We start from the raw sequence: 26,844 nt of genomic DNA, 5'->3' as shown, positions 1-26,844 counted from the left end.
ACAATGCGGATGTTTGGAGATATAAAATGCGCCACACCTTTCATTTAAAAACTCTTGCAGTAGCTGTTGCTACTCTTTCAGTTGCTAGCGTCGCTAGTGCTGCTGGTCTTGATCGCTCAGGCCAAGATATCACCGCATTCCTACAAGACGGCACTTATGCAGAAGCTGTCTACACTTATATCGATGCTGACGTTACCGGAAAAGATACCTCAGGTAATAAGATCGATGACATCGCAGAGTCTTATGACTTTTTCCGTTATGGCGTAAAAACAGATATCAACGATACATTCAGTGTTGGTATTTTATATGATGAGCCTTTCGGTGCAGCGGCCGATTACACTGGAAATAATAACTTTGTAGGCGCACCAACTGATGCTGTTAATAATATTATTGCATCGCGTCTAGGTGGATTAGGCGTTAATAATATAGAAGAGTTGAAAGGTTTAGTTGAAGGTACTCAAAATCAGTTAACTGCTGCTGAAACTCGTTTAAATGCAGTTAGAGAGCAAGTAAGACAAGCGCAAGCAGCTGTTAATCAAAACCCAGCACTTGAGCCTACACTGCGTCCACAGATTAATGCTGGTTTAGCAGGTATCGCCGCTGGCGAAACGCAGCTAGCAGCAGGTCAAGCACAGTTAAATCAACTTGAGCAATTAGAAGGCTTTGCGGATGGTCGCCTTGCGAATGATGAAGGCACAAATGTTGAAGTCCGTAGCGAAAGCATCACAGGTATCCTAGGTGCTAAGTTTGGTCAAAACAAAGAATTCCAAGTGTACGGTGGTCCTGTTGTCCAGCGTATCAAAGCTGATGTAAGTCTTCGTGGTAGTGCTTACAGTGCTGCTACAGGCTATACCGCTCATATTAGCTCTGATACCGACTATGGCTATATCGCAGGTGTATCTTACAGTAAGCCCGAAATCGCTCTAAAGGCGGCTTTGACCTATCGTTCTGAAATTGACCACAGCTCAAATATCGATGAAACATATCCAGTAGTAGCAGCTTTAGGTGGTGAAGCGAATCAAGGTAATACGCTAGATATCACTACACCTAAATCAGTTAACTTCGATTTCCAAACTGGTATCAACCCTACAACGTTAGCTACTGCAAAAGTACGCTGGGTACCATGGAGTGATTTTGCAATCGTTCCACCACTTTATAATGAAGTAAGTAAGCAAGCAACTAATGATGATAAAGGTTTATCTTTAGTCAGCTATGATGATGACCAATGGCAAGTAGAGTTAGGTCTGGCTAAACGCTTAGCGCCAGCACTGGCAGTGAGTGGTACTGTTGGTTGGGATAGTGGTGCTGGCAACCCTGTAACTTCATTGGGTCCTATCGAAGGCTACTATAGTGCAGGCTTAGGCGCTAAATACAACGTTACTGAAAACTGGGCCGTATCTGCTGGTGGTAAGTATCTATGGTTTGGTGATGCAGAAGGTCAGATTCCAACGAAAGCTATTGTTAGTGACTTTGAAAACAACGACGGGTTTGTACTTGGTGTAAAAGTTTCTTACCAAGCTCAGTAATTCACAGCTTAGTTATATAGCAAATATTTTAAATGTTATTTATAAAAAAGCGATCCTTTAAGGGTCGCTTTTTTTATAGGCAGTATTATAGTCATAGTGAACCCGTTTTATCCTGAAGAAAAACTCTCCTGTGAACAAATATTTTTTAAGAAATTCATATTTAAAAGTAGAAGTAAACGACATTGTTTGATTTATATCTTATTTGTACTGTTCAGTCATAATTGAGAAATAAAGCACTTTAATTGTTGTTTTAGTGTCAAAAAGGCATTAGTATTCAACTTAGGACACGACTTTGATACTCTCAATGTTAAGCGCAGTAATGCTATATATTGATTATTAAAGTAGTAATACAACAAGGACCGTTGGAGATACACAATGCGCACTACCTTTCACTTGAAAACCCTTGCAGTAGCAATCGCTACTCTCTCTGTCGCTAGCATGACTAATGCTGCTGGTCTTGATCGTTCAGGCCAAGATGTCACTGCTTTCTTTCAAGATGGTACCTATGCAGAAGCCGTCTATACTTATATTGATGCTGATGTAAGTGGTTATGATAGTGCTAACACTAACCCTTCTCAGAATGACTACGTACGTGGTGATAAGACAGGTGATATCGCTGAGTCTTATGACTTTTTCCGCTATGGCGTAAAAGCTGACATTAACGATACCTTTAGTGTTGGTATTTTATATGACGAACCTTTCGGTGCAGCTGCTGAATATACCCAAGGCAACTTTGTATCAGAAGGCGACGTTGATGCCTCTATTGCTTCTATTACCAATGGTGCAGCTCCGAGTCTTGCAGCAGCGCAGGCTGGCATCGGTGCGCTTGCTCCAGGAGAGGCCGCTGGTGTACTAACTCCAGAACAGCAAGCTCAGTTAGATGGATTACGTGGTGCAGTTGCAGTCGCACAAGCTGAGGCGGGTACTGCAGGCGAAAACACCAACGTTGAAGTGCGCAGTCAAAGTTTAACAGGTCTTATTGGTATGAAGTTTGGTGCCAATAAAAACTTTCAAGTTTATGGTGGCCCAGTTGCTCAGCGTATTGAGGCAGACACTAAGTTACGTGGTCTAGCTTATGGCCCTGCTTCAGGTTATACCTCAACCAGTAACCCTGATATGGACTATGGTTATATCGCAGGTATTGCTTATTATAAGCCTGAAATTGCCTTAAAAGCTGCTTTAACTTACCGCTCTGAAATCGATCATGATATACAAATATCCGAGTCGTATCCGTTAGTAGCTATTAGAGCCACAGCAGCAGGAGCTACTCCAGAACAAGCAGCTGCAGCAGCAAATAGAAACAGTAAGTATGAAATCTCTACCCCTAAATCAGTTAACTTTGATTTCCAAACGGGCATCAATCCTACAACACTAGCAACGGCAAAAGTACGCTGGGTACCTTGGAGCGACTTTGTCATTACGCCGCCACTTTATAATGACACTAGTAAAATTAGTTATGGCCCTGATGGATTAAACTTAGTGGAATATAAAGATGACCAGTGGCAAGTGGAACTAGGTTTAGCGAAACGCGTAGCACCAGCACTTGCGATTAGCGGTACCGTTGGTTGGGATAGTGGTGCTGGTAATCCAACAACGTCGTTAGGCCCAGTTGAAGGTTATTATAGTGTTGGTCTTGGAGCCAAATATAACGTCACGGAAAATTGGGCAGTATCTGCTGGTGGTAAATACCTGTGGTTCGGTGATGCTCAAGGTCAACTACCTAGTGATAAAATTGTTGCGGATTTTGAAGACAATGATGGCTTCATCGCTGGTGTGAAGGTATCTTATCAAGCAAGGTAATTTGGTTTAATACTTATTATGTATTAAAAAAGCGACCTATGATGGGTCGCTTTTTTTATGAACTTTCTATTACCTATTTGACTGTTAGTTCTCGAATATAGATGTAACAGCAAAGATAATCTCTATAGTATTAATTCATATAGCAGGGCTATATCTTATTTGCCTAGTTTAGCTACGTATCCATATATGACGCATATCCTTCGGATCAAGAGCAGATATGTACTTATATCTTATCGAATATTTAGTAAGTAAGCTGTTAATAACAGCATAATATACTCAAGGTGTACGACGATGTATACGTATGAACAGGTAGTAAAATACAATTCTAAAGATAAGTAGTTTTATTAATAAGGTCTACTTCGTAGAAGTGAACAGCAGTTGGGCTGCTAAAAAGGCTAGGACAATCTGGCTTAGTATATCCATCACAGAGCTACTAGATACTACTATCGCTGTCCATACACTGTCTCAATTGTGATAAGTTTTCTTGATTCGATACTATAGTAGGTTAAATATACTAAATCGTTACTCATAAAAAAACCTCGCCAATAGTGACGAGGTTTTTTTATAACGATAATCTTAAGACATTACGTAAACTTATTTGTTTAAGTTTAACTCCATCTCTTTGTACTTAGCAGAAACTGAAGGTCTTGGGCCACCAGTCATGATACTAACGGCAAAGATAGCGATAGTACTTAAGATAAAGCCTGGAACGATAGCGTATAACCAGCTATTTAGTGCCATATCATCTACTTGGAAAGGACCATAAATCCATAGGATAACAGTCAAAGCACCAACAACCATACCGGCAACAGCACCATTACGGTTCATACCACGCCATGTAAGGCTGAAGATAACCAATGGACCAAACGCAGCACCAAATCCTGCCCATGCGTTAGAAACTAGGTTCAATACTGAGCTATCTGGGTTAGATGCTAGCATAATGGCAACGATAGCGACGATGATAACTGAGATACGACCAACCAATACTTGGCGAGCTTCTGGTGCATCTTTATCAAAGAATAGTTTGTACACATCTTTGGTTAGAGAGCTTGATACAACCAATAGCTGTGATGAGATAGTACTCATAATTGCCGCTAAAATAGCTGCTAATAGGAAGCCTGAAACCAATGGATGGAACAAGAACTGAGTGAATACTAAGAAAATAGTCTCAGGGTCGTCCAGTGTCATCGCAGTTTTTTGTACGTAGGCACGACCAGCAAAACCAGTCATTAGTGAACCAATCAGACTCACAACCATCCAGCTCATACCGATGTTACGTGCGGTCGGTACATCTCTAACTGAACGAATTGCCATAAAACGTACGATAATATGCGGCTGGCCAAAGTAACCTAAGCCCCATGCCATTAACGAAATAATACCGATGACACTCATACCGCTAGTAACGTCTAAAAGGGTAGGGTCGATATTTCTAACCGCTTCTGTCGTAGCTGAAATACCACCAAGATCAGTAAAGGCAACGACAGGTACGATTACCATGGCAAATAGCATGATGACGCCCTGTACGAAATCGGTCATAGATACTGCTAAGAAACCACCGAATAGCGTATAAGCCACAACCACACCAGCAGTAACCCATAGGCCAGTACTATACGATAGATTTAGTGAGCTTTCGAAGAGTTTACCACCACCGACAAGACTTGCAGCGGTATAGACGGTAAAGAATAGAATGATGACCACGGCTGAGATGACGCGTAGCATGTGCGACTTGTCTTCAAAGCGGTTGGCGAAATAATCGGGTAGGGTGATAGCGTTGTCAGCCACTTCGGTATAAACACGAAGGCGAGGTGCTACGATGAGATAGTTTAATAATGCACCTAATGTCAAACCTAGCGCGATCCAAATACTGACCACACCATCGGCAAACATATAACCAGGTAAGCCAAGTAGTAACCAACCTGACATATCTGATGCACCTGCAGAAAGTGCGGTTACTGCTGGGCCTAAGTTACGACCCCCTAACATATAGCCTTCAGTATCATTGGCTTGCTTAAAATAAGCGTAAACACCAATCCCAATCATCACTAAGAAATAGGCGCCGAGTGATATCAGCACGCCACTAGAAACTCCGTTCATATAAATTGTCCTTAACCAACATGGTTGGCTGTAATTATTTTTTAACTATAAAAGTTCTGTCCTACAAGGCGATGTCCAAAACAATATTTAAAGACAAAAAAAGCCATTAATTAAGACATAATGGCTTTTTTCAGTATCTTCTGTAGTTATATATGATTGATGTCGTTCTATGGCTAGCACTCATATAGAGATAGAGAACAATGGGAATTTCGCATTCCACTTATCTATTGTTATTGCTCGCATCTGCTATTTGTATATGAGTATTAGCAACCTACACAATCAACCAAAACCATTAAACCTACTGTTAACCATCATATCTTACTAGAAGTATTCAATATATGACTATCAGTGTCCTTGTGGTAAATTTTTGTTATACAAACAACGTCAAGCGTATTATAACGCATGAGAGATACAAATGCGAATAGGTTGAATTTATATATTATTATATCCAGCGAGTCTTATTCAATAGGCGCCAGTAAATCTAAGAGCGCAGTAACACTGCTAGACTGTGTAAGCTTTGGATTAATGACCACACCTAGATAACGCTGTAGCTCAATATTGTCTGCCATATCAATACGTTCCAAATCTTGGCTGACCATCGTTTGAGGCAGTACTGACCAACCCAGTCCAACAGAAACCAGCATCCGAATGGATTCAAGCGGGTTGGTACTCATCGTGGCATAAGGTTTTAGGTTATGCTTGGCAAATTCGGCCAAAGTAATCTGACTGGTAAAGGTATTGGCAGACGGTAGAATAGCAGGGTATCGGGCTAGCTGCTCTAAAGTGACATTTGATTTGGTTGCCAACGCTGATAGCGTACCAGTCATGAAGTAGAGAGGATCTGACCATAGCGTATGGTAGGTTAGCCGCTTATCATAGACAGGTGGAAGCGTAACAAAGGCTAAAGACAAATCACCATCCAATACGGCTTTGTGCGCTTTTTCAGAATCTACGAAGTGTACTTCTAACTGAACAGCTGGATAAGCTTGAATGAAGTGTTTCAGGACAGGTGCTAAATGATGTAGGCCAATATGATGGCTAGTACCAATAACTAACTTGCCAGAGACGATGTGCTGAGAATGCTGTAAGTTAATTTTAAAGTTTTCATAGTCTTCTAGCCAACGTTTGGCATGAGGTAGCATTTCACTAGCAGCTTGAGTAGGTACAATTCCACGTCCTACCGTATCAAACAAGGTAATGTTAAACTCGTCTTCTAAGTTTTTGATACGTTTACTGACAGCAGGCTGCGTGATAAATAGCTTTTCTGCGGCGCCTGAGATACTGCCAGTGTGCATAACGGTAACGAATGTCGTCAAGTTTGTGGTGTTCAAACGAATGTCCTTAGCTACTTTATGAGCTATAAATAAAAGTTGGCTGACCCAATCACAACGTATTAGAAATAAAAGTTTGCGTCTGGTTAAAAATCATCAATTATTATTATAGGATTTGCCTGCTATAATCACAAGACATCGAGGCATATTGTGACATATTTATTCTAAAAAATTGGTTATTTGCCATTTAAAACGTATTTTAAGCGTTAATTTTAGTCATATGTCGAGTCTCCTGAAGAAATAATATTTAAGTCTTAGATACGACAGTAATTATTAAACATTATAGATAGACATAGCATTTACATAGAATCTTAGCTTGGCAGTATGCAAGTAAGTAAAAAATTAAGTAATTAGTAACCTATAAAGGATAGCAACATGGCTGGTCAAACGTTATATGACAAACTTTGGAACGCTCACGAAGTCACCAAGCGCGACGATGGTTCGAGCCTGATTTATATCGACCGCCACCTGTTGCACGAAGTGACGAGTCCGCAAGCATTTGAAGGGTTGGAATTAGCAAACAGAGCGCCATGGCGCTTATCAGCTAACATTGCTAGTCCAGATCATAATGTGCCAACTGTTACCAAAGAGCGCCTAGAAGGTGTACCGGGGATTAAAGACAAGGTATCACGCTTGCAGGTTGTCACGTTGGACGATAATTGCACCAAGTTTGATATTGCTGAATTTACTATCAATGATGCGCGTCAAGGAATTTTGCACGTGGTCGGTCCTGAGCAAGGTTTGGTCTTGCCAGGTATGACAGTTGTTTGCGGTGACTCGCATACAGCGACCCACGGAGCACTTGGCTGTTTGGCTCATGGTATCGGAACCTCCGAAGTTGAGCATGTATTGGCCACACAGTGTTTGATTCAAAAGAAATCAAAAAATATGCAAATCCGCGTCACTGGTCAACTTGGCACTGGCGTCACTTCTAAAGATGTAGTGTTAGCTATTATTGCGAAGATTGGTACAGCAGGTGGAACAGGACACGCGATTGAATTTGCAGGTCAAGTGTTCGAAGACATGAGTATGGAAGGTCGTATGACCGTCTGTAACATGGCGATTGAGGCAGGCGCGCGTGTCGGTATGGTTGCGGTCGATGACACGACGATTGATTATGTCAAAGGTCGTCCATATGCGCCAAGCGAAGCACAATGGGAACAAGCGGAAGCCTACTGGCGTACACTATATTCAGACGATGACGCGGTATTTGATACTGTAGTAGAAATCGATGGTAGTCAGATCGCACCGCAAGTATCTTGGGGTACATCGCCTGAGATGGTGGTAGATATTACGCAATCTGTACCGACACCAGATCAAGCCATTGATGAAGCTCAAGAAGAGGGCTGGTTACGTGCTTATACCTATATGGGACTAGAAGCTGGTCAGAAAATTACGGATATCCAACTTGACCGTATATTTATCGGTTCATGTACCAATTCACGTATCGAAGATTTACGTGATGCGGCAGCGGTAATCAAAGGTCGCAAAGTTGCTGATAACGTAAAAGAAGCGATCGTTGTTGCAGGTTCTGGACAGGTGAAGTTGCAAGCAGAGGCTGAAGGTTTGGATGCGTTATTTACTGAAGCTGGTTTTGAATGGCGTGAGCCGGGCTGCTCGATGTGTCTTGCGATGAATGCAGACAAACTTGAGCCGCAAGAGCACTGTGCCTCAACGTCTAATCGTAATTTTGAAGGTCGTCAGGGTAACGGTGGTCGTACGCATTTAGTAAGCCCAGCAATGGCAGCTGCCGCCGCGTTGGCAGGTCATTTCGTGGATGTTCGTACGTTTTAAGACTGATAATAAGTAGCTGACATCATGCTTTTATGAACGATAAATATATGAGCATGCTGTCAAAAGTGGTAAAAAATTATTTACTGTTTAATACGCTTATCAAGATCATCAGCCAGCAAAAATATAATTGATAGGAAATTTTATGCAAGCTTATAACACCCAAACCGGTATCGTTTGCCCGTTAGATCGCGCAAACGTCGATACCGACCAAATTATCGCAAAACAGTTTTTAAAGTCTATTAAACGTACAGGTTTTGGCGTAAATCTATTTGACGATTGGCGCTATCTTGATGAAGGCTATCCTGGTCAAGACAACAGCACACGAGTCATCAATCCAGATTTTGTATTGAATAAACCGCGTTATCAAGGTGCGACTATCTTGCTAGCACGTAGAAACTTTGGCTGTGGCTCTAGTCGTGAGCATGCGCCTTGGGCACTTTCAGAGTATGGTTTCCGTACGGTAATTGCGCCTAGTTTTGCTGATATCTTTTACAATAACTGCTTTAAAAATGGCATGTTGCCGATTGTGTTGGATGAAGCGATTGTAGATACGTTAATGAAGGCGACTTTTGATAACGAAGGTTATGAATTGACCGCCGATCTTGAGCGTCAAGTCGTCATCACACCAACTGGTGAAGAGTATGCCTTTGAAGTAGATGCTTTTCGCAAACATTGCTTATTAAACGGACTGGATGATATTGGTCTAACCTTGCAACAAAGTGATGCTATCAAAACTTATGAGCAACAAATGATGCAAAAAACACCGTGGATATTTAACGACGTAAGAGCGTAGAGAGTCATTCTATAATCTACTGCTAATAAAATATGAGTAGTCGCAACGCAGCGTTGAGTTATGGCGGTGAACTGTCTAAAATGAAGAATAGTTTTTCACTACATTTTATTATCTCTCTTGAATAGTAGCCGCCATTATGAATACAAAACGTTATGCTCTATGGACAAGTACAATTGTTGCTGCAAGCTTATTACTGTCAGGCTGTCAGCTATTGACGGGCTATCAAAAAATAAATGAAGCAGAGAGTGCCGAGGCATGGGTAGGTAAAATTAAACCTATTGCTGGTGAAGTAAATATTGCCTGTGTAGGTACATATCATTGCGAAATTGTGCAGATAGATAAAACGCTCATTATCGCGCCTAATAGTCACGAGCCAATCAATCCTCAGATTATGACAGCCTTACCACGTCAAGAAGGTATGGCAAAAACATCGATGAATGTGGATATGACACCACTCGTCAATAAAAATGACATACAAGTTGTGCCGTTAGCGCCTTCGAGTATGCCAGGATTGACCAACTACTATGCACGGGTTATGCCTGCCAAACACGAAGTACATGTGAATTTTTATCCAGAAAATAACATGGGCTATGTTGAACGTTTTGCGATGATTCATGATTTCACTGAAGCAGGTACCTATCAGTTACGTGCTTATCAAAAGAAGAGCAGCGAAAAATCAGGCAGTTTACTAGATACAGCATCACCTGAGCCTTTATGTATTGAGCTGTTACAAGGTACGAAAGTACAGCGCCGATTCTGTAAGCAACTAGACGCTGAGCATCAAGGCGAGTTTGTAGAGACTGGTATGGCCAAAGCAGTAACATCAGCACCCAAAGCCAAAAAAATGGCAGCATAAAATATGAGTATAAAAAGCTCAAAAATATAACCAACCAATAAAAACATTCCAAAAGGATCAGTATGGCAACGATTTTAACATTAGCGGGTGATGGTATTGGCCCTGAAATCATGACCCAAGCCATTGACGTGCTTAAGGCTATCAATGACAAGTTTTCACTTGATTTAACGCTTGAGTCTGGATTGATTGGCGGTGTGGCTATTGATGCAACTGGTGAACCTTTGCCAGATGAGACATTGGCCCGTGCTCACGCCGCAGATGCCGTATTGCTAGGTGCAGTTGGTGGTCCTAAATGGGATGCAATCGAGCGTAGTAAACGCCCTGAGCGCGGTCTATTGAAAATCCGCGGCGAGCTTGGTTTATTTGCCAATCTACGTGTAGCCAAGCTCTATCCACAGTTGGCTAATGCCTCAAGTATCAAACCTGAAATTATCTCAGGCCTAGATTTATTGATCGTTCGTGAACTGACGGGCGGTATCTATTTCGGTGAGCCTCGTGGTATCCGCACACTAGAAAACGGTGAGCAGCAGGGCTATAACACGATGGTGTATAGCACAAGTGAGATTCAGCGTATTGGTAAAGTTGCTTTTGAATTAGCAAAAACGCGTGCGCAAGCAGCAGGCACAGCAGCTAAGGTATGTTCAGTTGATAAAGCCAATGTGTTAGAAGTCACCGAGCTGTGGAAACAGACGATGATCGAGATGCAGCAAGCTGACTATAGCGATGTAGCGTTATCACATATGTATGCTGACAATGCTTGCATGCAGTTGATTAAAGATCCTAAGCAGTTCGATGTTATGGTGACGGGAAACATGTTTGGCGATATCCTATCTGATGAAGCGGCGATGTTGACAGGCTCTATTGGTATGTTGCCATCAGCGAGCTTAGATGAGTCAGGTAAGGGTATGTATGAGCCGTGTCATGGTTCAGCACCTGATATCGCAGGACAGGATAAAGCCAACCCGTTAGCGACTATCTTGTCTGTTGCTATGATGCTGCGTTACACCTTCAAGCAAGAAGAAGCGGCACAAGCAATTGAACAGGCAGTCAGTGATGTGCTTGATGATGGTCTACGTACGCTGGATATTTTAGATAGCAGCGAAGCTGGACTTAAGCAGGTAGGCTGTAAAGAAATGGGTCAAGCGGTCTTGGCCAAACTGATATAAGTTAACTTGCGCTTAAAGGCTATTCCTATATAGCATTTTCCACAGTCTCATTTTGCGTGTTATATACCCATAAGCTACCAAGTGGCTTATGGGTTTTTTATCGTTTATCTGTTAGCCAAGCTTATATACTACAAGTGCCTTATTAACAGAGACGCTGTACAACGAAGCTCCTTTTAACATAAAGCTGTTATATGCTCACAAGGTAATATGACAATATTGATGACTCGTAAAAGACTTAAAATCTTTTACTTTTGGCAAAAATATAATAGTAAAAACCTAGATGACAGAGGTAAGTTCTAAAATCTAAAAAACTGTAGTATTTGCAAACTGAAAATAATAATAGAATTTTTTAAATGAGGAGTGTTACATGTATCAATTAACAAGAATCAGTAAAGCATTGACAGTGGTTAGTCTCTCTAGCTTGCTATTCATGGGGCAAAGCATCGCAGCAGAGACAACGGATAGTGTGAACGCAAGTAATAGCATCAAAGCTCCGGCAGAAGTCAGTCCGGTGACTAACGGCGTAAGTCAAAAGTTAACAGGAGATAGTAAGGCCGCGACTTCATTAAATAAGCTACTACCTACGATTAAATACACAACCGAGAATCTATCTGACAATGCAAAAAAAGTAAACAATGTCACCTGGACGGCGGATGCAGAGATCGATCGTAATATAGGAACAAAGCTGCAGGCTCTATTAAACTGGCATCATAACGGAGTAGGGCCTATTGATGGGTACTGGGGCAAAAATACTCGCAAAGCCATGCAGGCGTTTCAAAAAGCAAATGGTTTAGACGTAACTGATACGTTGAACAATGAGACGTGGCAAGCACTGACCAAGAATGAGAAGCTCACGACTCAACCAGTATTAGTCAGTTATCAGCTTACTGAAGCAGATGTGAATGTTAAAACCACAACCATACCTGCTGATTCTGTTGCCAAATCCAAGCTTGAGGGGATGTACTACGAAAGCATTACTGAGGCGTTGGCAGAGAAGTTTCATATTAGTGAAAAATATTTAAAATCGCTTAATCCTGATGCCAGTTTTACTGCTGGTGAAATTATCACGGTATATAATCCTGGCAATCCTAACACTAAGCCTGTGCATCGCGTTGTCGCTGATAAAGCCACTGAAACACTCTACGCATATGATGAGAACAATAACTTGATTGCTAGCTATCCGACGACAGTGGGCAGTACAGCGACACCATCACCAACAGGTACGCATACTGTTAAGGTAAAGGTGCACGAGCCGAACTATACTTATACGGCAAATGACGGTAGCAAGTCTATCATTCCACCAGGTCCCAACAATCCAGTAGGCTCAGTATGGATTGGACTTAGTAAACCAACTTATGGCATTCATGGATCACCAGATCCTGCTCGTATCAGTCGTCAAGCATCAGCAGGCTGCGTGCGTTTGACCAACTGGGATGCGCTTAGTCTGCTCGGAGTCATAAAAAACGGCGCGACTGTCGAATTTAGTTAAATGCGATAGTACTAAGCCATAAAAAATGGACAAAAAAATACCGCTAAAATCTAGCGGTATTTTTTGTGGTAATTAGAAACAGTCAATACTAAATAACTAAAATATTGATAGGCAATAATGAGCAGATTAGCATTTTCATTATTATTATCAGTTTCACTACCCAAGCGTCATATCAGCTATCAGCGATAACGTAGCTATTCGGCTATTGGCTGTATCTTACCAATGCTAATACTTTCACAACCATATTGGTCAGTCAGTATTTAGTTTTTACCACGGTAGGTGATACGGCCTTTAGATAGGTCATAAGGTGTCATTTCAACTTTAACCTTATCACCTGTCAAGATACGAATATAATGCTTACGCATCTTACCAGAAATATGCGCAATGATTTCGTGCCCGTTTTCTAAACGAACTTTGAACAAAGTATTAGGAAGGGTATCAATGACTTCGCCTTCAAATTCAATAATATCGTCTTTTGCCATAATTTGTATCAATCAATTAAAAAATAAGCCCATATTATACGTAAGTTAGCGGATTAAAGCAATACGAACCTGCTTTTGACTTGACAGCATGTAAGTGATATGTATGCCAAACCATAACTCTTAATCAGGCAAATTTAACCAGACAGGCGTTAATGGCGCATCTGGCAATAAGCTTTGAAAACGTTCAGGATAATAGGCATTGATAAAATACAATCCATCACCTGAAGCGGTAGGTGGTGCAATCGTTCGATCTTTTTTATGTAGAATATTTAAGAAATCTGCTGGCTCTAGCTCATGTCTACCAATGGCATACAATGTGCCCATCAAATTGCGAACCATATGATGTAAAAACCCATCTGCTTGTATATCAAAAACGATAAATTGACCATGAGCAAAGAGGTTGGCATGGCTAATCGTGCGCACTGGCTGATTGGACTGACAGGCCGCAGCACGGTAACTGCTAAAATCGTGTGTACCGACGATATCAGCTGCTGCTTGCTGCATGGCTTTCAAATCAAGCGGTTCATAGATATGAGTCACTTGATGATTTAGTATGGCAGGGCGCTGTGCTTGGTTGAGCGTAATATAACGATAGCGACGAGCAATGGCACCAAAGCGCGCATGAAAATCAGCTGGCATGGGTTGTATCCAGCGTAGAGCAATATCATCGGGAAGCAGGCTGTTCACACCGCGTAACCAGTTATGAGTTGGGCGATACGCATGAGTTGTAAAATGGGCAATCATATTGCTAGCATGGACGCTGGCATCAGTACGCCCAGCTGCGATGACTTCTACAGGCTCATTGGCAACTTTGCCGATAGCTGTCTCTAAGGCTTCTTGTACACCCAAAACCTCTCGTTGTCGTTGCCAGCCATGATAATGCGTTCCTAAGAACTCAATAGCAATCGCTAAAGTGTAGGTTGGTGCAGTTTCAATAATTTCAGTCTCAGACATTAGGGTTTCTAAACTTATAAAATGGGAGTTAATTAAAAGTCGCTTAGCGCTTTTTGATGCTAGTGCCAGTTTGACTGATATTGTTCAACCAACGCTGTCTGCGTCTTGCAGGACTATCATAGCGAAGTAGCAACCATAGTAATCGGGCATAAATAGCAGGTATGGTCAAACGTCCACCAGCAATGACATGATGCTCGTACTGCCAACTGCCTGCCGCATAACTATCGCTGACGCCACCAAATGGACATTGACTGGCTGATATCACCATATGTCCACGCTCATGAGCAAGGGTTAGTGTCTCTGCTAATGCAGCTGAATAAGGGATGTTACCGGCGCCAAACCCTAATAGAATAATGCCACATGGTGGCTGCGACAATAAAGCTTGTAGCTGGTTGTTTATCATCGAAACATCGTTAGGTAGGCAATATAGCGCATGAACACTCGCGTTTTCAGCACGTGTTTTAATACTGGACAGCAAGTCTTGTTGGTCACCAAGCCAATGTTGCCTACGAGTGTCAGGTAGAATTTTTATATAGCTATTGGCTGGATAAGCGGCGCGGGAATGACCAGTAAATGCCATCAGATCATGACTGTGAATTTTCTGTACCGTTTGAGCAGGCCATGATTCGCCGCCAAAACTAATCTTCACGCCTGACTCACCAGCAGCGGCTAGTTTTAATGAGTCGTTGAGATTGCCCCAAGCATCGCTATGTTCATCGATGTTATAGGAATGCAATATCTCACTGTCTAATAATGGGCGCATACTTGCGGTCAGAACAATACAAATATCACTACCTGCAAACGCTTCTGCTAAAAATGCGCCTAAGTAACTCAACGTATCCGTGCCAGTGATGAGTACAAAGCGTCTATCACCTTTGGTATAAGCATTCAGTAGTAGTTGATAGAAATGCGTAAAATCATTAGGGGTAAGCTGGCTGCTGTCTTTGATCAGGGTGTTTTCTAACCATGAGATTGTTGGTAAATTATTCGTACTGTCTTGTGCAGATAAAAGTTTTTGTAGAGTAGGCAAAAACACTTCTGCTGATAATGGCGCTAAAGGTCTACCATAGCTACCAAAGGTACCACCAGCGTAAATCAGTTGAATAGGATCGGATAGATTTTTGAGCATAACAGAAGATGGCATAGTATCAACACAGTAAACAAGTATGGAAGAAAAGAGGTGCTGGAGAATTGAGCAACGATGGCTAAAGGGTTCAATAATAGATAGTATTAGAGTTAAATGCAAAAAAATCAGCAAGCATCCCGTGATTAGGAAGTACTTGCTGATAAGAGACTAGACGATTAACTACGCAGTACGTTCAAGTAGTAACTGTGCTTGCTGTTTCTGTTCACTATTACCTTGAGCTATCACCTCATTGAGTAGACGCTTTGCACTGTCATATTCACCCAGTTGTAGATATTGATCTGCCAAGTCTAACGTTACTTGATTACTGTCTAGTGACTTTACGAAATCAAAATCTGCTGCGAAACGTGATGAAAAATCTTCTGCCGATTCAGTCTCTTGAGGCGTGATAGAAATGTCATTCTCAACTGGCGCAGCTGTAGAGGCTGGAATAGTGGTCGACGGAGCGTCAAATAGAGAATCAGCATCGTCAATATTGAAATCATCGTCTATCAGTGTATTGTCGTCAAATCTTAATGGTGTAGCAGGTGCTATATTCGATTCTTCAACATCGCTAACATCATTAACCTCGATATCATCATTGAGTAATGGTTCCTCAAGGTTAATATCTGTAAAGCTGTTTTCTTTAAGAGTAGTGTTTTCAGAGGCGTTGTCTTCAAAGTCAATATCCTCAAAAATAAAGTTATCGATATCACTATTTGTTTCAGTCGTAGATAGGTTATCATTAAAGATAGTATTGATATCATCTGATGTATCTAGGTTGCCCAAAGATAAAGTAAAGTCATCTTCACCGTTTTGGACAGTATCAATAGAGTGTTGTTCAGTGTTGACAGATACGTCATTAGCTATGACATTATCTTTGTCTGTATCGGCTGCTAAATCATCGAAGTCTAAGATAAAATCTTCTTCTAGTACTGCTTTCTCATTGTCATCATGTGAGAGGTTAGTGTCTATAGATGATTCATTCGAAGTATCATCAAATGAATCAAAGTCAAACTCAAAGTCACTAAGATCGTTATCTTCGTTATTACTAACATTATCGTTAGCAGAGCTCTCTAAAACGTCGTTATCTACATTGTCCAATGGTGTGACAGGCGTTTCACTTGTCGTATTAGGCGCATCGAAATCATTCTCTAAATCGCTGAGAGTCAGATCAAAGCTATCATTCGGATTTTCGGTAATAGAACTAACATTGTCGACTTTGTCTGATAGCTCTAAGCTGTCGATAGGATCATTTATTGCAGTCTCGTTTACTGCAGTATCGTTATTACTTTCTTCAGTTGACTGATGAGCTACTGCATTAGTACTATCATTCTGACTAATAGGCAGATCAAAGTTAATACCGCCAAAATCATCATTGGCATTGTCCGTTGTCAATGTTTGCGCAGCGGTAGGTTCTAATTCATCAAAAGATAGATTTCTTATCTCATCTGCTTGAGCGATAGTCTGACTATCATTATGAGTTTTTATAGACTCATAAATATTATCAAAATCTTCTGGCTGGTTTATCGTCGCGTATATGCTGAGTAGTTTAAGAGACAATGCACTGTTATGAGGTTTTTCACTTAAACCACGTTTAATGGTTTCGATCGCCTTGTCATAGCGCTGCTGATCCATAAAACGCTGTGCAATAGTGATATGGTCAAATTTATGGCTATTACTGGCATTAGTGTGGGTAGGAGTACCATAATCTACTTTTTGTGATGGAGTAGGCGTACCTTTTCTTGCACTAATAGGCGAAGGTGCTGACGATTTCTGCGCCTTGTTTTTGCGCAAGAATAAAGCAGCCACTAACAGAATAAGCGCCAATCCAGCGATGATATATAGCATATTGTCCATAGTTATTCCTACGCCTGTGATCACAATCTAATGTATGAATCAGTTAGGCAATTATTGATTGCGTAATTTTTCGAGACGAGCCTGTAGCTCAGCCAATTTCTGGTTTTGTAATTGAATTTTTTTAGTATAGCTACTAAGAGTGCTACTGGTACTTGATAGACGCTGAGCCTGTGATGCTGCCTGTTGCCGCGATGCTTTGAGTGTCTCTAATATATCTGTACTCAAACCATTCCCTGTGTTTGATGCCGCTTTCGCTTGAGTGCCATCTGCATTTCCATCTCGCCCAGGCGCAAGCACAGAGAATTGTGCTTTTGATAAATTTTGTGTTTTAGTCGTAGTGGCTTTTTCAGGGCGTTTGACCGATTGCATGCTTATAGAGGGTTTTTTAAAAGGTCTTTGAGCTGTTTTTTGCATCGCCGTTGTATTTGCTCTGCGCATATACTGTCTTTGTGCATCGATAGCTGCTTCTAAATTTTTCTGTGATGGTATGACATCATAACTAGGCAAAATAAGCTTAGCATCTGCTTTTAATTGATCCGCGTCTTTATTGATAAAGGCATCAGGGTTTTGTGACTGAATTTGCTTCATCACGATGGAAGTATCTAGATTGTTTTCTTGCGCGATCTGCTGAGCAATAATCCATAGGCTATCGTTACGTTGTACTTGGTATTGATTGATTGTCGAGCTATCTGTTGCTCTATCATTTGAAGGTACATTATTGATAGCGCTGTTAGGAGTTTTCGACGTTGTATTGTCAATAGAAGCTGCTAAGACGCTAGTAGCATTTTTCTCAGTATTGCTTGCTAAGATTCTAGTAGTCGGAGTCAATACGGGTGATGCGTCAGCGTCTGTTTTTTTACGACTCGGCTGTATCTGCCGTGTGACTTGAATATTTAGAGTGTCGAGTGGTTTATCAATCAATACTTTATCTAAGATAGGAGTGTTTTTAATATTTGCCTTAGCGCTATCATTGGCACCAACTTTTGCAGTTTCAGTGCTGTTGTTTGCACTCAAATCACTGCTATCTAAACGGTTCGCTGAACCTGAACTAATGCTGTTGTTAGTATTCTTTGCATTACTGCTAGTGTTTTTTATATCAGAGTTGCTATTCAAGCGACCATTATCAAGCCGACTAGGTGCGTAAGTAAGGTTGCTAGTCTGCGAAGTAGCAGTCACTGTTGGAGCTTGTATGTTAGACACTGATCTAGAAATAGAGGAATCAACTGCTGCTATGTTTGCTAGAGCTGGTTGGTTTTCAGCAGCGTTAGATACTGATATTAGTGGCGGCGGTGCACCTTTTCTTACGGTTAACGGTTTTGCAGCGCTTGCAGAAACACTTGGTAAATTAAGTTTCTGAGTACCTTTGACATTGTTCTTGGAAGCATTATTAATCGGTAGACTATCGTTTAACGGCATTAATAATGTTTTTGGTACAACATTTTGCTGCCCATTATCATTGATCGATAAGACCAAATCAGCGAAAGGCTTGGACACAGGCTGTGATGTGCTGATTAATACCTGACCACTGGTCGCTGAAGTTGCTTGAAAGCGCACCTGCATTGAGTCAGTCGGAGTCAAGCCCATCTGTTGATAGATGACTGGATTGGCCAAGCTCGCTGAAAAATCAGCCGCTCGTATGTCAGTGACCACGATACTTGCGCTCAACGGTTCATGCTGAGCTGAACTAACAACTGTCTTACCGATAGTTGCCGCTTGCGCGCTTGGAATAATAGCGGCCAAACCTACAGAATAAAGTAATGCCATCGATACCGCGCGATGTACAGGAGTCAAGCGACGAGATAAATGACAAGACATGAGCAGTCCTTTACAAAATAAGTTATCTTTGCTGTTATAACAAAGTACGGTTTAGTTTACCAGTTTATTTCACAACTGTTGCGTCCAATGCATAAATGTTTATTTAATGTTCAGCTTATTTTCTTGTCAAGTAACATAGCATCGCCATAGCTAAAGAATCGATATTCTTTTTCAATAGCATGTTGATAGGCATGTTCAATCGATGCTTTGCCAGAAAAAGCTGATACCAACATTAGCAACGTCGATTTGGGTAAATGAAAGTTTGTTAACAGTTGGTCAATGACACCGAATTTAAACCCTGGATAAATAAAGATGTCTGTGTCCCCTGACCAACTAGAGAGTGCTTGTCCATTAATAGCCGTTTTTTGATACGCCGTTTCAAGGACGCGAGTCACCGTGGTACCAATCGCGATGACCTTATTACCATTTGCATGCGTTTGATTAATTAGCTCAGCAGTTGCTTGTGGCAGATGTGCATATTCACTGTGCATAGTATGATTGAGTAGGTTGTCTGTTTTAACTGGCGCAAAAGTACCAGCGCCAACATGTAATGTCACAAAAGCGGTATTAATGCCTTTTTCTGCCAATTTATTGAGCACCAATTCATCGAAATGCAAACTTGCTGTCGGTGCAGCGACACTTGCAAGCTTAGCAGGATCATGAAACACCGTTTGATAACGAATATTATCAGTGTCATCAGCATGACGTTCAAAGTAAGGCGGGATAGGTAACTCACCGTAAAGTTCTAAATCAGGCAAAATTGGTGCATCAAAGGCTAAAATAAACAAGTTGTCCTGACGACCAATCATCGCGCCACTCATATGATTATCGGCAAGTTGAAAACGTTGACTAAGTTTCAGTGCTTTGCTGGCTTTTACATGGCAAAGGGCAATATGTTCTTGGTTGACTGATTCATTATTTGAATCTTCTAAATGCAGTGTCGTTATATCTAAGTCTGAGACAGCAATCAATCGTTCAATCAAAACCTCAAGTTTACCGCCAGTATCTTTTTGACCAAATAGGCGTGCCTTCATCACCTTTGTATCATTAAAGACAATAAGGTCTCCAGCGTTTAATAATTCAGGCAATTCAGAAAACAAACAGTCTTCTACAGGCGTAGCATTTGTGTCAGTGTGAGCAGGCAAGTACAAAAGTTTTGAAGCAGAACGCTGTGCCAATGGATATCGCGCAATCAAACTATCTGGTAGGTCATAGTCGTAATCTTCCACGCTTAGATAATCTAAGACGTTACTGTTGTTATTGGTATCAAGCGGAGTATTAGAATCGGAAGATGCAGTGTGAGCGTTGGTCATAATCAGTCTTTAAATGGATAGAAATTTTGGCATAATTGTAGCAGAAATACTGCTACAAAAGGTTGCTTTACTAAGTAGTCACCGTATACAAAACCTGTTTGAATTGCTTAAATAGCCTAAGCAATGATTTTTAACTGTTCTAATGTTTACTACGTTAGTCTTTGCTTATTTTACTCAAATAAATTTAATTGAAGCAATAGTTGGGCTGCAGGTGCCAATGACGAAAAAGTGACCCCGACTAGTCGGATAGGGAGCTGGCGCGGAATATCTAAGAATAACTTGTCTAACCAGTAATGTGCAGATTCAGCGCTACTAAAAGCGGTGGTTAGCGTGTGCGTACGGGTAATCTGAGTAAAGTCGGCATACTTAACCTTGAGCGTTATAGTATGAGCGATGAGATTTTTTTTGTGCAGTTGCGCGAAGGCATCCGCATTTTGTTCATAGATTTGTACACGTAACGCCGTGTCATCGTCTAGGTTTTCTCTAAAAGTAGTCTCCGAACCAACAGACTTATGCAGGCGCTCAGATTTGACAGCGCGTTCATCGCGACCATGAGCGATATCATGATAAAACTGTCCGCGCTTACCAAACTCATTAATCAATACTTCGGCTGACATACGGCGTAGATCAGCACCGCTTGTCACGCCCATCGCATGTAATCGTCTTGCCGTTGCTTTACCTATCCCATGAAATCGTTCAATAGGCAGTGTGCTAATAAAAGCATCAGCGTCTTTTGGTGTGATAATAGCGGTGCCGTTAGGCTTATTAATATCAGAGGCAATCTTGGCTAACATCTTGTTGAAGGATACGCCAGCAGAAGAAGTCAATCCTGTATGTTGCAATATTTGTGCTCTTAACCAGTTGGCCATTAATGTCGCTGAGCCTTTATGTACCGTGAGACCAGTGACATCAAGATAAGCCTCATCTAGCGATAATGGCTCAACATGAGGCGTTAAGCTGTACATGATATTTCGAATATCGCTGCTAACAGCTCGATATACTTCAAAACGTGGTCTAACAAATATGACTTCTGGACAACGTTTGCGAGCCTCATAGCAAGACATGGCTGAGCGCACTCCAAACTGACGAACCTCATAGCTAGCCGCTGCTACAACACCGCGACCATTTGGATCTCCACCAACCACTAGTGGCTTGCCCCGTAATTCTGGGAAGTCACGTTGTTCTACACTGGTATAAAACGCATCCATATCTATATGAATGATTTTACGTGGACTGGATGCTGTAGGAGTTTTCATGATTAATATTTTACATCACTCAATACTTTTATTTTAGTATCGATTATTAAACGGTAAAGGTTTTTTTCGAATATAGAACCATAAAAATATGGCAATATGTGAATAATTTATATATCAATAATTAAATATAGTGTAAGGTTAATATATCAAAGATATATGGCGTTAAAACACTAGTAAATTTAATATAGTTAACATATGTTCACTAAGAGATGTTCAGTATGGTTTATACCTTAAGTTTTTCAAATTTTCTATACCGCCTGTCTGAATATTATTGCCTTCCATCATGAATATTATAGTTATATGTTACAGTTCTAATGCTATCGTTTTACAATATATTAACCACGATAATCAATAGTTATGAAAGTAATAAATAGTCTTTTATAGGAATTGTATTTACCTGATAAGACATTGTTTATAGCTCATACCAAACTTATAAATTGAGTACTGGTAAATTAACTTTCTAAAAAAATAGTAATGAGAAAGTTCAAGATAATTAAGGAGCTGATGATGAGTCATGAATTAAAAGGGAGCGATTTGACACGAGCAATGCTAGCGCGGGGTGATAAAAAAATATGGTGCGCAGTGTGTGATGAAAGCGATGAACAAGCGATGATGGATCAGTGTGGTAATGATTTTACAGCCTATATTGTGTCATTTAATGATGGATATTTTTATTGTAGTGCTGGCATGCCATGGAGTTATGCGGTACCGATTAAGATAAGCGCTGTCATGCCATTTGAAGTATCGATATAAACGAGCTCGGAATTTATTAAAACAAATATAAATAATAAGCACAAAAAAACCTCCGATAAAGGAGGCTAGTTTGTACTAAATAATGGTACCAGTGGTCGGAACGGTATATAGCAATTAAGTTATTGATATTAAATAAAAAATTATTTTTAATAAATTTAGGTGTACACCATAGTGTACATAGAGTGCTGATTTCAAAATCTTGGATCAAAGATGAAGGTTCAATAAGTGTATTGTACCTTGATTTTATGCAAGCTAGAAGACTTACCCCTATTTTGAGTTATAACTTATGGTAGCTGTCTGTATTGACATTACCTGCATCTTCAATTTGTTTTCCATAATTTTCTTCAGGAAGAAATGTTTGTAGTGAACTAGCTTCCTGTTTGGGTGTAGGGGTGACAGTCGGTAGTTTCTCATTATCGCATACTGACGTAATAGAAGATTCTGTATTATACGAGCGACTCGGCTCCTCTTTATAGTCATTCAACATGTTGCCTTTTGGAATTAACTTATCTTCACTTTGCGAGCTAGAGGGCTGCGTTTGAGGAATGCTATCGAAAAAAGCATCTTGATTAGGAAAGGATGAGTTTAGTTGAATTTCTTGATTTCGTGTCTGATTATAAGCCAATCCAACCAACTCATTTAAGATATCTTGTTGTGTCTTGCCATGACTCTTAGCAAGATATCTTAGGTTCTCTTTATTCTGTTTCGTCAGCTCTAAGCCAGTCTGTTTAAGTTTCTTAGCCCTATCACGAGAATTTTTCGAGTTACAAGCATCTTTTATTTTCTTTATAAACTCTTCTCTTGTTTGCTCATCAACTTTACCATTTAATTGCGCAAGATTGTTGCTACCCCATAGTTTCTCAAAATTCCAGTAATCAAGAACCGCTAGAATGTAATTCGACTTATCGCTTGTTGTATCAAAGATAATATCTTGGGTGTATTTAAATATAGATATGGTCGGCACCTTATCTTTTATATAGTTATACGCATGCTCTACATTTTTATTATCACGTAAAAACGCTACCGATCTTTTATCTATTTTTGATTTCATGTAAATTTTTTCTAGTCTTTTAAAAGACTCTATACTATCTAGTTTTCTTTGCTTATAAACTGGACCTATAAAATTTATAGCATTGTTCCTTATAACTATGTTTGAATTGTATATCAAGTCATGTAAAAAATTTCTAATATCAATTTTATTACTGATTGGAGGCATGTTGTTTGTAAATCTATTACAAACTATTTTTAACCATAACGAAGCTCTGTCATCTTTGTAAAACCAACCAACGTACTGAAAAGGGGTCAAAATGCGTGGAGTATTCTTCAGCAGAGCTTCAACCTCTCTTTTACTTTTACCTGAGTTCTCCAGTAACTCAATCAAGATATCTTTATAAAATTTAGGTTCTCTAGGCACTGGATCTTTAAACCCTTCATAACTCATTCTATAGTTATATATATGCCAGTAAGTTTCATATTCATTGGAACCCTTAACTATTTTTCCTATTGTTGAATGATTATCATCATAATCTATAGTTGGTTGCATCATTGTCTCTTCATAATTAGTTAAATTATATCATCAGTATTACATCATAAAACCGTCATTTTATCGTTAGTGTGGATGTATGTTATACCGGAAAATATATACTATAAAACCATCTTTCACTAGAGATTTTAGAAATATTCTATTAGCTAACTCCATCCTCATCATCTTCGTTAAAATACAGTGATTTGCTGTATTGTATTTTTCATAAACCCAAGCGTGGCTTGCATAAAACTGCGATCTGTATACCCTCAAATTGTTGGTACTATAATATAACTTACATTAAGTACTACTTAACTAAAGCGGATCGTATCCGCACTCAGTAGTAAAAAAATACACAACCCTATGAATATATGTAATACCCATTCAACTTTATATTCATAGGAAATCAAGCCATGATCTACTCACCTGTTAACCACTCACAACTTATCTCTAACGTCGACAGACTGGTTAGAGATGTACTGTTCGGTACGATCAGTTTTCAACAAATCAAAAGTCGATTGAACGAGTTCTATTACTCGTTCATGATTAGCTTTGATCCTGAATTTAAATATTTAAAACCAATCCAGGCATTTATAGAAAGCACTAATATAATTGTTGGTGATGCTTATACTTATAACGTATTTTGGGATAATGAAAAGACAGTACAATTTATTCAGTTGCTGTTAAGTCATGAGAAGACAATTAGAAAAGACTATAGTGCGTGGCGTTATCAGAGTCATCAAAACGGTAAGCGTTTAGAGAATAATGTTCGAACTCTAATCTCAAATTACTCAAGATTATTATTTGTTAGAGTGGATTTAAAATACATACAAGAAAACAGCCATCACATTACTATTCGTGATTTCGATTTTCATATGAAAAAATTAAGAGAGGCTATCCATAATGGCGATACTTGTTTTACGCATTTATTGAGGTACGCTTGGTCGTTAGAACAGGGTGAGGAAAATGGTGGCTTTCACTGTCATTTGCTATTGATCTTTGATAGCTCAAAACATTACCAGGACAATTATTTGGCTGATCAAGTTGGACAAAAATGGCGAGATATAACTGATGACGTTGGATATTGCTTTGTCTTAAATACTAGGGAGTATAAGGAAGGACTTGCACGCTACGGTAAACTTGGTATCGGGATGATTCATCGTAACAACATGCAAGAAGTCGAAAATGCTGTTAATGCTGCCTTGTATTTAACCAGTCCTGACAAGCCTGATGGTAGCTATCAGCGTCTTAAAGTGTCTTTACCGAATATGAATATGTTTGGGCAAAGCATGACTCACTAGCTCGGTAAGAGTGGTGTTTAACAAAGCCTCAGCATAGATATCCCTTAATATCAAAATAATCTCAGATATACAGTATCGCCATGAGATGAGATAAGTAGCTATCGCGTTCTTATCTATCCCTCAACGTCTAATCAAGGTCTGCTTTATAGCAGGCCTTTTTTATGCGCTACTATCAAGGAGATGCTATGAAACCTATCTGTCCGAGCTGTCACTCAGCCCATGTTATAGAAAATATAGATACCAATACACAGAGTATGGCAGAGCATCTGTTCTCACCTAAGCTATTAGTCAGTCTTGGTGTTAGCGTCTGCAAGTACTACAAGATCAACCCTATGATTGGCATGGTTGCAGGCGGTGCTATTGCTACTGTGATCAATCTGGCACAACAAAAGCTGATCCAACCACCACTCATTAAAGCGGTTCTTACACCGCGCTATTTATGCAATACCTGTCAGCACACCTTCAGTATCTGATCTCCTCATTTATTTAGTCCCTCACTTATCAAACCACTTATTTTATCGAACCATAAAGGAGCAATAACATGGCACATTTAATCGAGAGCATGGCATACGTTGGCGAAACCCCTTGGCACGGACTTGGCAACGAGTTGTCACCCAAGCAGCCTATTGAAGTCTGGGCCAAGCAAGCAGGTATGGATTGGCGTATTGGATCATCAGATGTGAGCTACATGGCAACCAATGATAAAGGTCAAAACCTAATCATGCCTTATGACAATAGCAAGGTACTGTACCGTAGTGACACTTTAGAGCCACTATCTGTTGTGAGTCAGCGCTATCAAGAAGTACAACCCAGTGAGATCTTAGAGTTTTATCGTGACCTGACTGAACAAGCTGACTTTGAGCTGGAGACCGCAGGGGTGTTAAAAGGTGGACGTAAGTTCTGGGCACTCGCCCGTACGGGGCAATCCGCGACGTTACGCGGCGGTGATGTCAGTCATGGCTATTTGCTACTAGCAACTGCTTTTGATGGCACGCTTGCCACCACAGCACAATTTACCAATATTCGCGTGGTATGTAATAACACTTTAGCGATCAGCTTAGCTGATGGTAGTGGCGGTGTGGTGAAAGTACCGCATAGCACTACCTTTGATGCCAAAAAGGTAAAGCAGCAATTAGGCGTATCTGTTAATCAATGGAATGAGTTTAACTATGAGATGAAACAATTAACCAATAGACGAGTCACTCAAGCAGAAGCGGCCAATTATTTAAACCGCGTGTTTAACGATGTTAAAGACGATGGCTTAATTCTGTTTAATACGGCTAAGAAGGAAAAAGATGCGGTTCCTAATGCAAAAGCGATGAATCAGGTGATGAATATGTTTAACGGTCAAGGTCGCGGGGCGGATCTTGATGCTGCCAAAGACACCGCTTATGGTTTGCTATGCAGTATCACTGAATACGTCGATCACGAACGTAGGGCGATGTCGCGAGACCATAGATTAGATGGTGCTTGGTTTGGCTCTGGCGCTAAGCTTAAGCAAAAGGGTTTAGAGGAATCGCTACTGATGCTGGCTTAACCAGTCACGTTTAAAGTCTGACAATACAATCAACCACGCCTTCGAGCGTGGTTTTTTATGTCGCTTATTTCATTGAATC

General features: G+C 40.4%; 21 protein-coding genes. 11 read left to right on the top strand and 10 right to left on the bottom strand.

The features are described 5' to 3' along the window. The first annotated feature begins 26 nt into the window (after positions 1-26). Entirely contained in the window at positions 27-1,526 is a 1,500-nt protein-coding gene (locus ACQKC9_RS04795; protein WP_427620710.1) for an outer membrane protein transport protein, read from the top strand. 375 nt (positions 1,527-1,901) lie between these two features. After that, positions 1,902-3,326: an outer membrane protein transport protein gene (locus tag ACQKC9_RS04790; RefSeq protein WP_427620708.1), complete on the top strand. Its 1,425-nt coding sequence runs from the start codon at positions 1,902-1,904 to the stop codon at positions 3,324-3,326. Positions 3,327-3,920: 594 nt separating this feature from the next. Here the strand turns inward: ACQKC9_RS04790 and putP are convergent. Continuing rightward, entirely contained in the window at positions 3,921-5,420 is a 1,500-nt protein-coding gene (gene putP, locus ACQKC9_RS04785) for a sodium/proline symporter PutP (RefSeq protein ID WP_427620706.1), read from the bottom strand. 458 nt (positions 5,421-5,878) lie between these two features. Beyond that, a complete protein-coding gene (locus tag ACQKC9_RS04780; RefSeq protein WP_057759318.1) occupies positions 5,879-6,751 on the bottom strand; it encodes a LysR family transcriptional regulator in 873 nt (290 codons plus the stop codon). Positions 6,752-7,126: 375 nt separating this feature from the next. Between ACQKC9_RS04780 and leuC the strand changes: the two genes are divergently transcribed. The 5 genes from leuC (at position 7,127) to ACQKC9_RS04755 (ending at position 12,849) form a co-directional block, all read left to right on the top strand. Continuing rightward, complete coding sequence (gene leuC / locus ACQKC9_RS04775) at positions 7,127-8,545, top strand: 3-isopropylmalate dehydratase large subunit (RefSeq protein WP_427620705.1); 1,419 nt, start codon at positions 7,127-7,129, stop codon at positions 8,543-8,545. A 142-nt stretch (positions 8,546-8,687) separates the two neighbouring features. After that, positions 8,688-9,338 carry a 3-isopropylmalate dehydratase small subunit gene (gene leuD, locus ACQKC9_RS04770; protein ID WP_427620704.1) on the top strand — a complete coding sequence of 217 codons (651 nt, stop codon included), beginning with the start codon at positions 8,688-8,690 and terminating at the stop codon, positions 9,336-9,338. Between the two features lie 136 nt (positions 9,339-9,474). Beyond that, positions 9,475-10,194, top strand: a complete 720-nt coding sequence (locus tag ACQKC9_RS04765; RefSeq protein WP_427620703.1) for a hypothetical protein — start codon at positions 9,475-9,477, stop codon at positions 10,192-10,194. 62 nt (positions 10,195-10,256) lie between these two features. Beyond that, positions 10,257-11,360, top strand: coding sequence for a 3-isopropylmalate dehydrogenase (gene leuB, locus ACQKC9_RS04760; protein ID WP_427620701.1), 1,104 nt, complete (start codon positions 10,257-10,259; stop codon positions 11,358-11,360). A 367-nt stretch (positions 11,361-11,727) separates the two neighbouring features. Then, positions 11,728-12,849, top strand: coding sequence for a L,D-transpeptidase family protein (locus tag ACQKC9_RS04755; protein WP_427620700.1), 1,122 nt, complete (start codon positions 11,728-11,730; stop codon positions 12,847-12,849). A 260-nt stretch (positions 12,850-13,109) separates the two neighbouring features. Here the strand turns inward: ACQKC9_RS04755 and infA are convergent, their stop codons facing one another. The 7 genes from infA to dinB form a co-directional block, all read right to left on the bottom strand. Further along, the gene (gene infA, locus ACQKC9_RS04750; protein ID WP_021814850.1) at positions 13,110-13,331 is read right to left on the bottom strand and encodes a translation initiation factor IF-1; all 222 of its coding nucleotides are present in this window, start codon (positions 13,329-13,331) and stop codon (positions 13,110-13,112) included. 120 nt (positions 13,332-13,451) lie between these two features. Beyond that, positions 13,452-14,285, bottom strand: coding sequence for a tRNA pseudouridine(38-40) synthase TruA (gene truA, locus ACQKC9_RS04745; RefSeq protein ID WP_427620699.1), 834 nt, complete (start codon positions 14,283-14,285; stop codon positions 13,452-13,454). 43 nt (positions 14,286-14,328) lie between these two features. Further along, entirely contained in the window at positions 14,329-15,429 is a 1,101-nt protein-coding gene (locus tag ACQKC9_RS04740; protein WP_427620697.1) for an asparaginase, read from the bottom strand. 162 nt (positions 15,430-15,591) lie between these two features. Beyond that, positions 15,592-17,268 carry a FimV/HubP family polar landmark protein gene (locus ACQKC9_RS04735; RefSeq protein WP_427620696.1) on the bottom strand — a complete coding sequence of 559 codons (1,677 nt, stop codon included), beginning with the start codon at positions 17,266-17,268 and terminating at the stop codon, positions 15,592-15,594. Positions 17,269-17,319: 51 nt separating this feature from the next. Further along, positions 17,320-19,083 carry a peptigoglycan-binding protein LysM gene (locus ACQKC9_RS04730; protein ID WP_427620695.1) on the bottom strand — a complete coding sequence of 588 codons (1,764 nt, stop codon included), beginning with the start codon at positions 19,081-19,083 and terminating at the stop codon, positions 17,320-17,322. Positions 19,084-19,193: 110 nt separating this feature from the next. Further along, positions 19,194-20,396 (bottom strand): tRNA preQ1(34) S-adenosylmethionine ribosyltransferase-isomerase QueA, encoded by a 1,203-nt coding sequence (queA, locus tag ACQKC9_RS04725; RefSeq protein WP_427620693.1) that lies wholly within the window; start codon positions 20,394-20,396, stop codon positions 19,194-19,196. Between the two features lie 170 nt (positions 20,397-20,566). After that, a complete protein-coding gene (gene dinB, locus ACQKC9_RS04720; protein ID WP_427620692.1) occupies positions 20,567-21,652 on the bottom strand; it encodes a DNA polymerase IV in 1,086 nt (361 codons plus the stop codon). A 507-nt stretch (positions 21,653-22,159) separates the two neighbouring features. Here dinB and ACQKC9_RS04715 point away from each other — a divergent pair. Beyond that, positions 22,160-22,405 (top strand): hypothetical protein, encoded by a 246-nt coding sequence (locus ACQKC9_RS04715; RefSeq protein WP_201572470.1) that lies wholly within the window; start codon positions 22,160-22,162, stop codon positions 22,403-22,405. 277 nt (positions 22,406-22,682) lie between these two features. On the opposite strand, the gene ACQKC9_RS04710 is transcribed toward ACQKC9_RS04715, so the two are convergent. After that, positions 22,683-23,951 carry a hypothetical protein gene (locus tag ACQKC9_RS04710; RefSeq protein ID WP_427620691.1) on the bottom strand — a complete coding sequence of 423 codons (1,269 nt, stop codon included), beginning with the start codon at positions 23,949-23,951 and terminating at the stop codon, positions 22,683-22,685. A 389-nt stretch (positions 23,952-24,340) separates the two neighbouring features. Between ACQKC9_RS04710 and ACQKC9_RS04705 the strand changes: the two genes are divergently transcribed. From ACQKC9_RS04705 to ACQKC9_RS04695, 3 genes are all read left to right on the top strand, one after another. Next, positions 24,341-25,228: a YagK/YfjJ domain-containing protein gene (locus ACQKC9_RS04705; protein ID WP_427620689.1), complete on the top strand. Its 888-nt coding sequence runs from the start codon at positions 24,341-24,343 to the stop codon at positions 25,226-25,228. A gap of 185 nt (positions 25,229-25,413) precedes the next feature. Beyond that, positions 25,414-25,701, top strand: coding sequence for a hypothetical protein (locus ACQKC9_RS04700; RefSeq protein WP_238068674.1), 288 nt, complete (start codon positions 25,414-25,416; stop codon positions 25,699-25,701). 68 nt (positions 25,702-25,769) lie between these two features. Further along, the gene (locus tag ACQKC9_RS04695; RefSeq protein ID WP_427620688.1) at positions 25,770-26,765 is read left to right on the top strand and encodes a DUF932 domain-containing protein; all 996 of its coding nucleotides are present in this window, start codon (positions 25,770-25,772) and stop codon (positions 26,763-26,765) included. The last annotated feature ends 79 nt before the right edge of the window (positions 26,766-26,844 follow it).

Source organism: Psychrobacter sp. NPDC078409 (assembly GCF_050268505.1).
Taxonomy (GTDB): domain Bacteria; phylum Pseudomonadota; class Gammaproteobacteria; order Pseudomonadales; family Moraxellaceae; genus Psychrobacter.
Note: the sequence above shows the minus strand (reverse complement) of the source record. Positions and strands in the feature narration are given on the sequence as shown.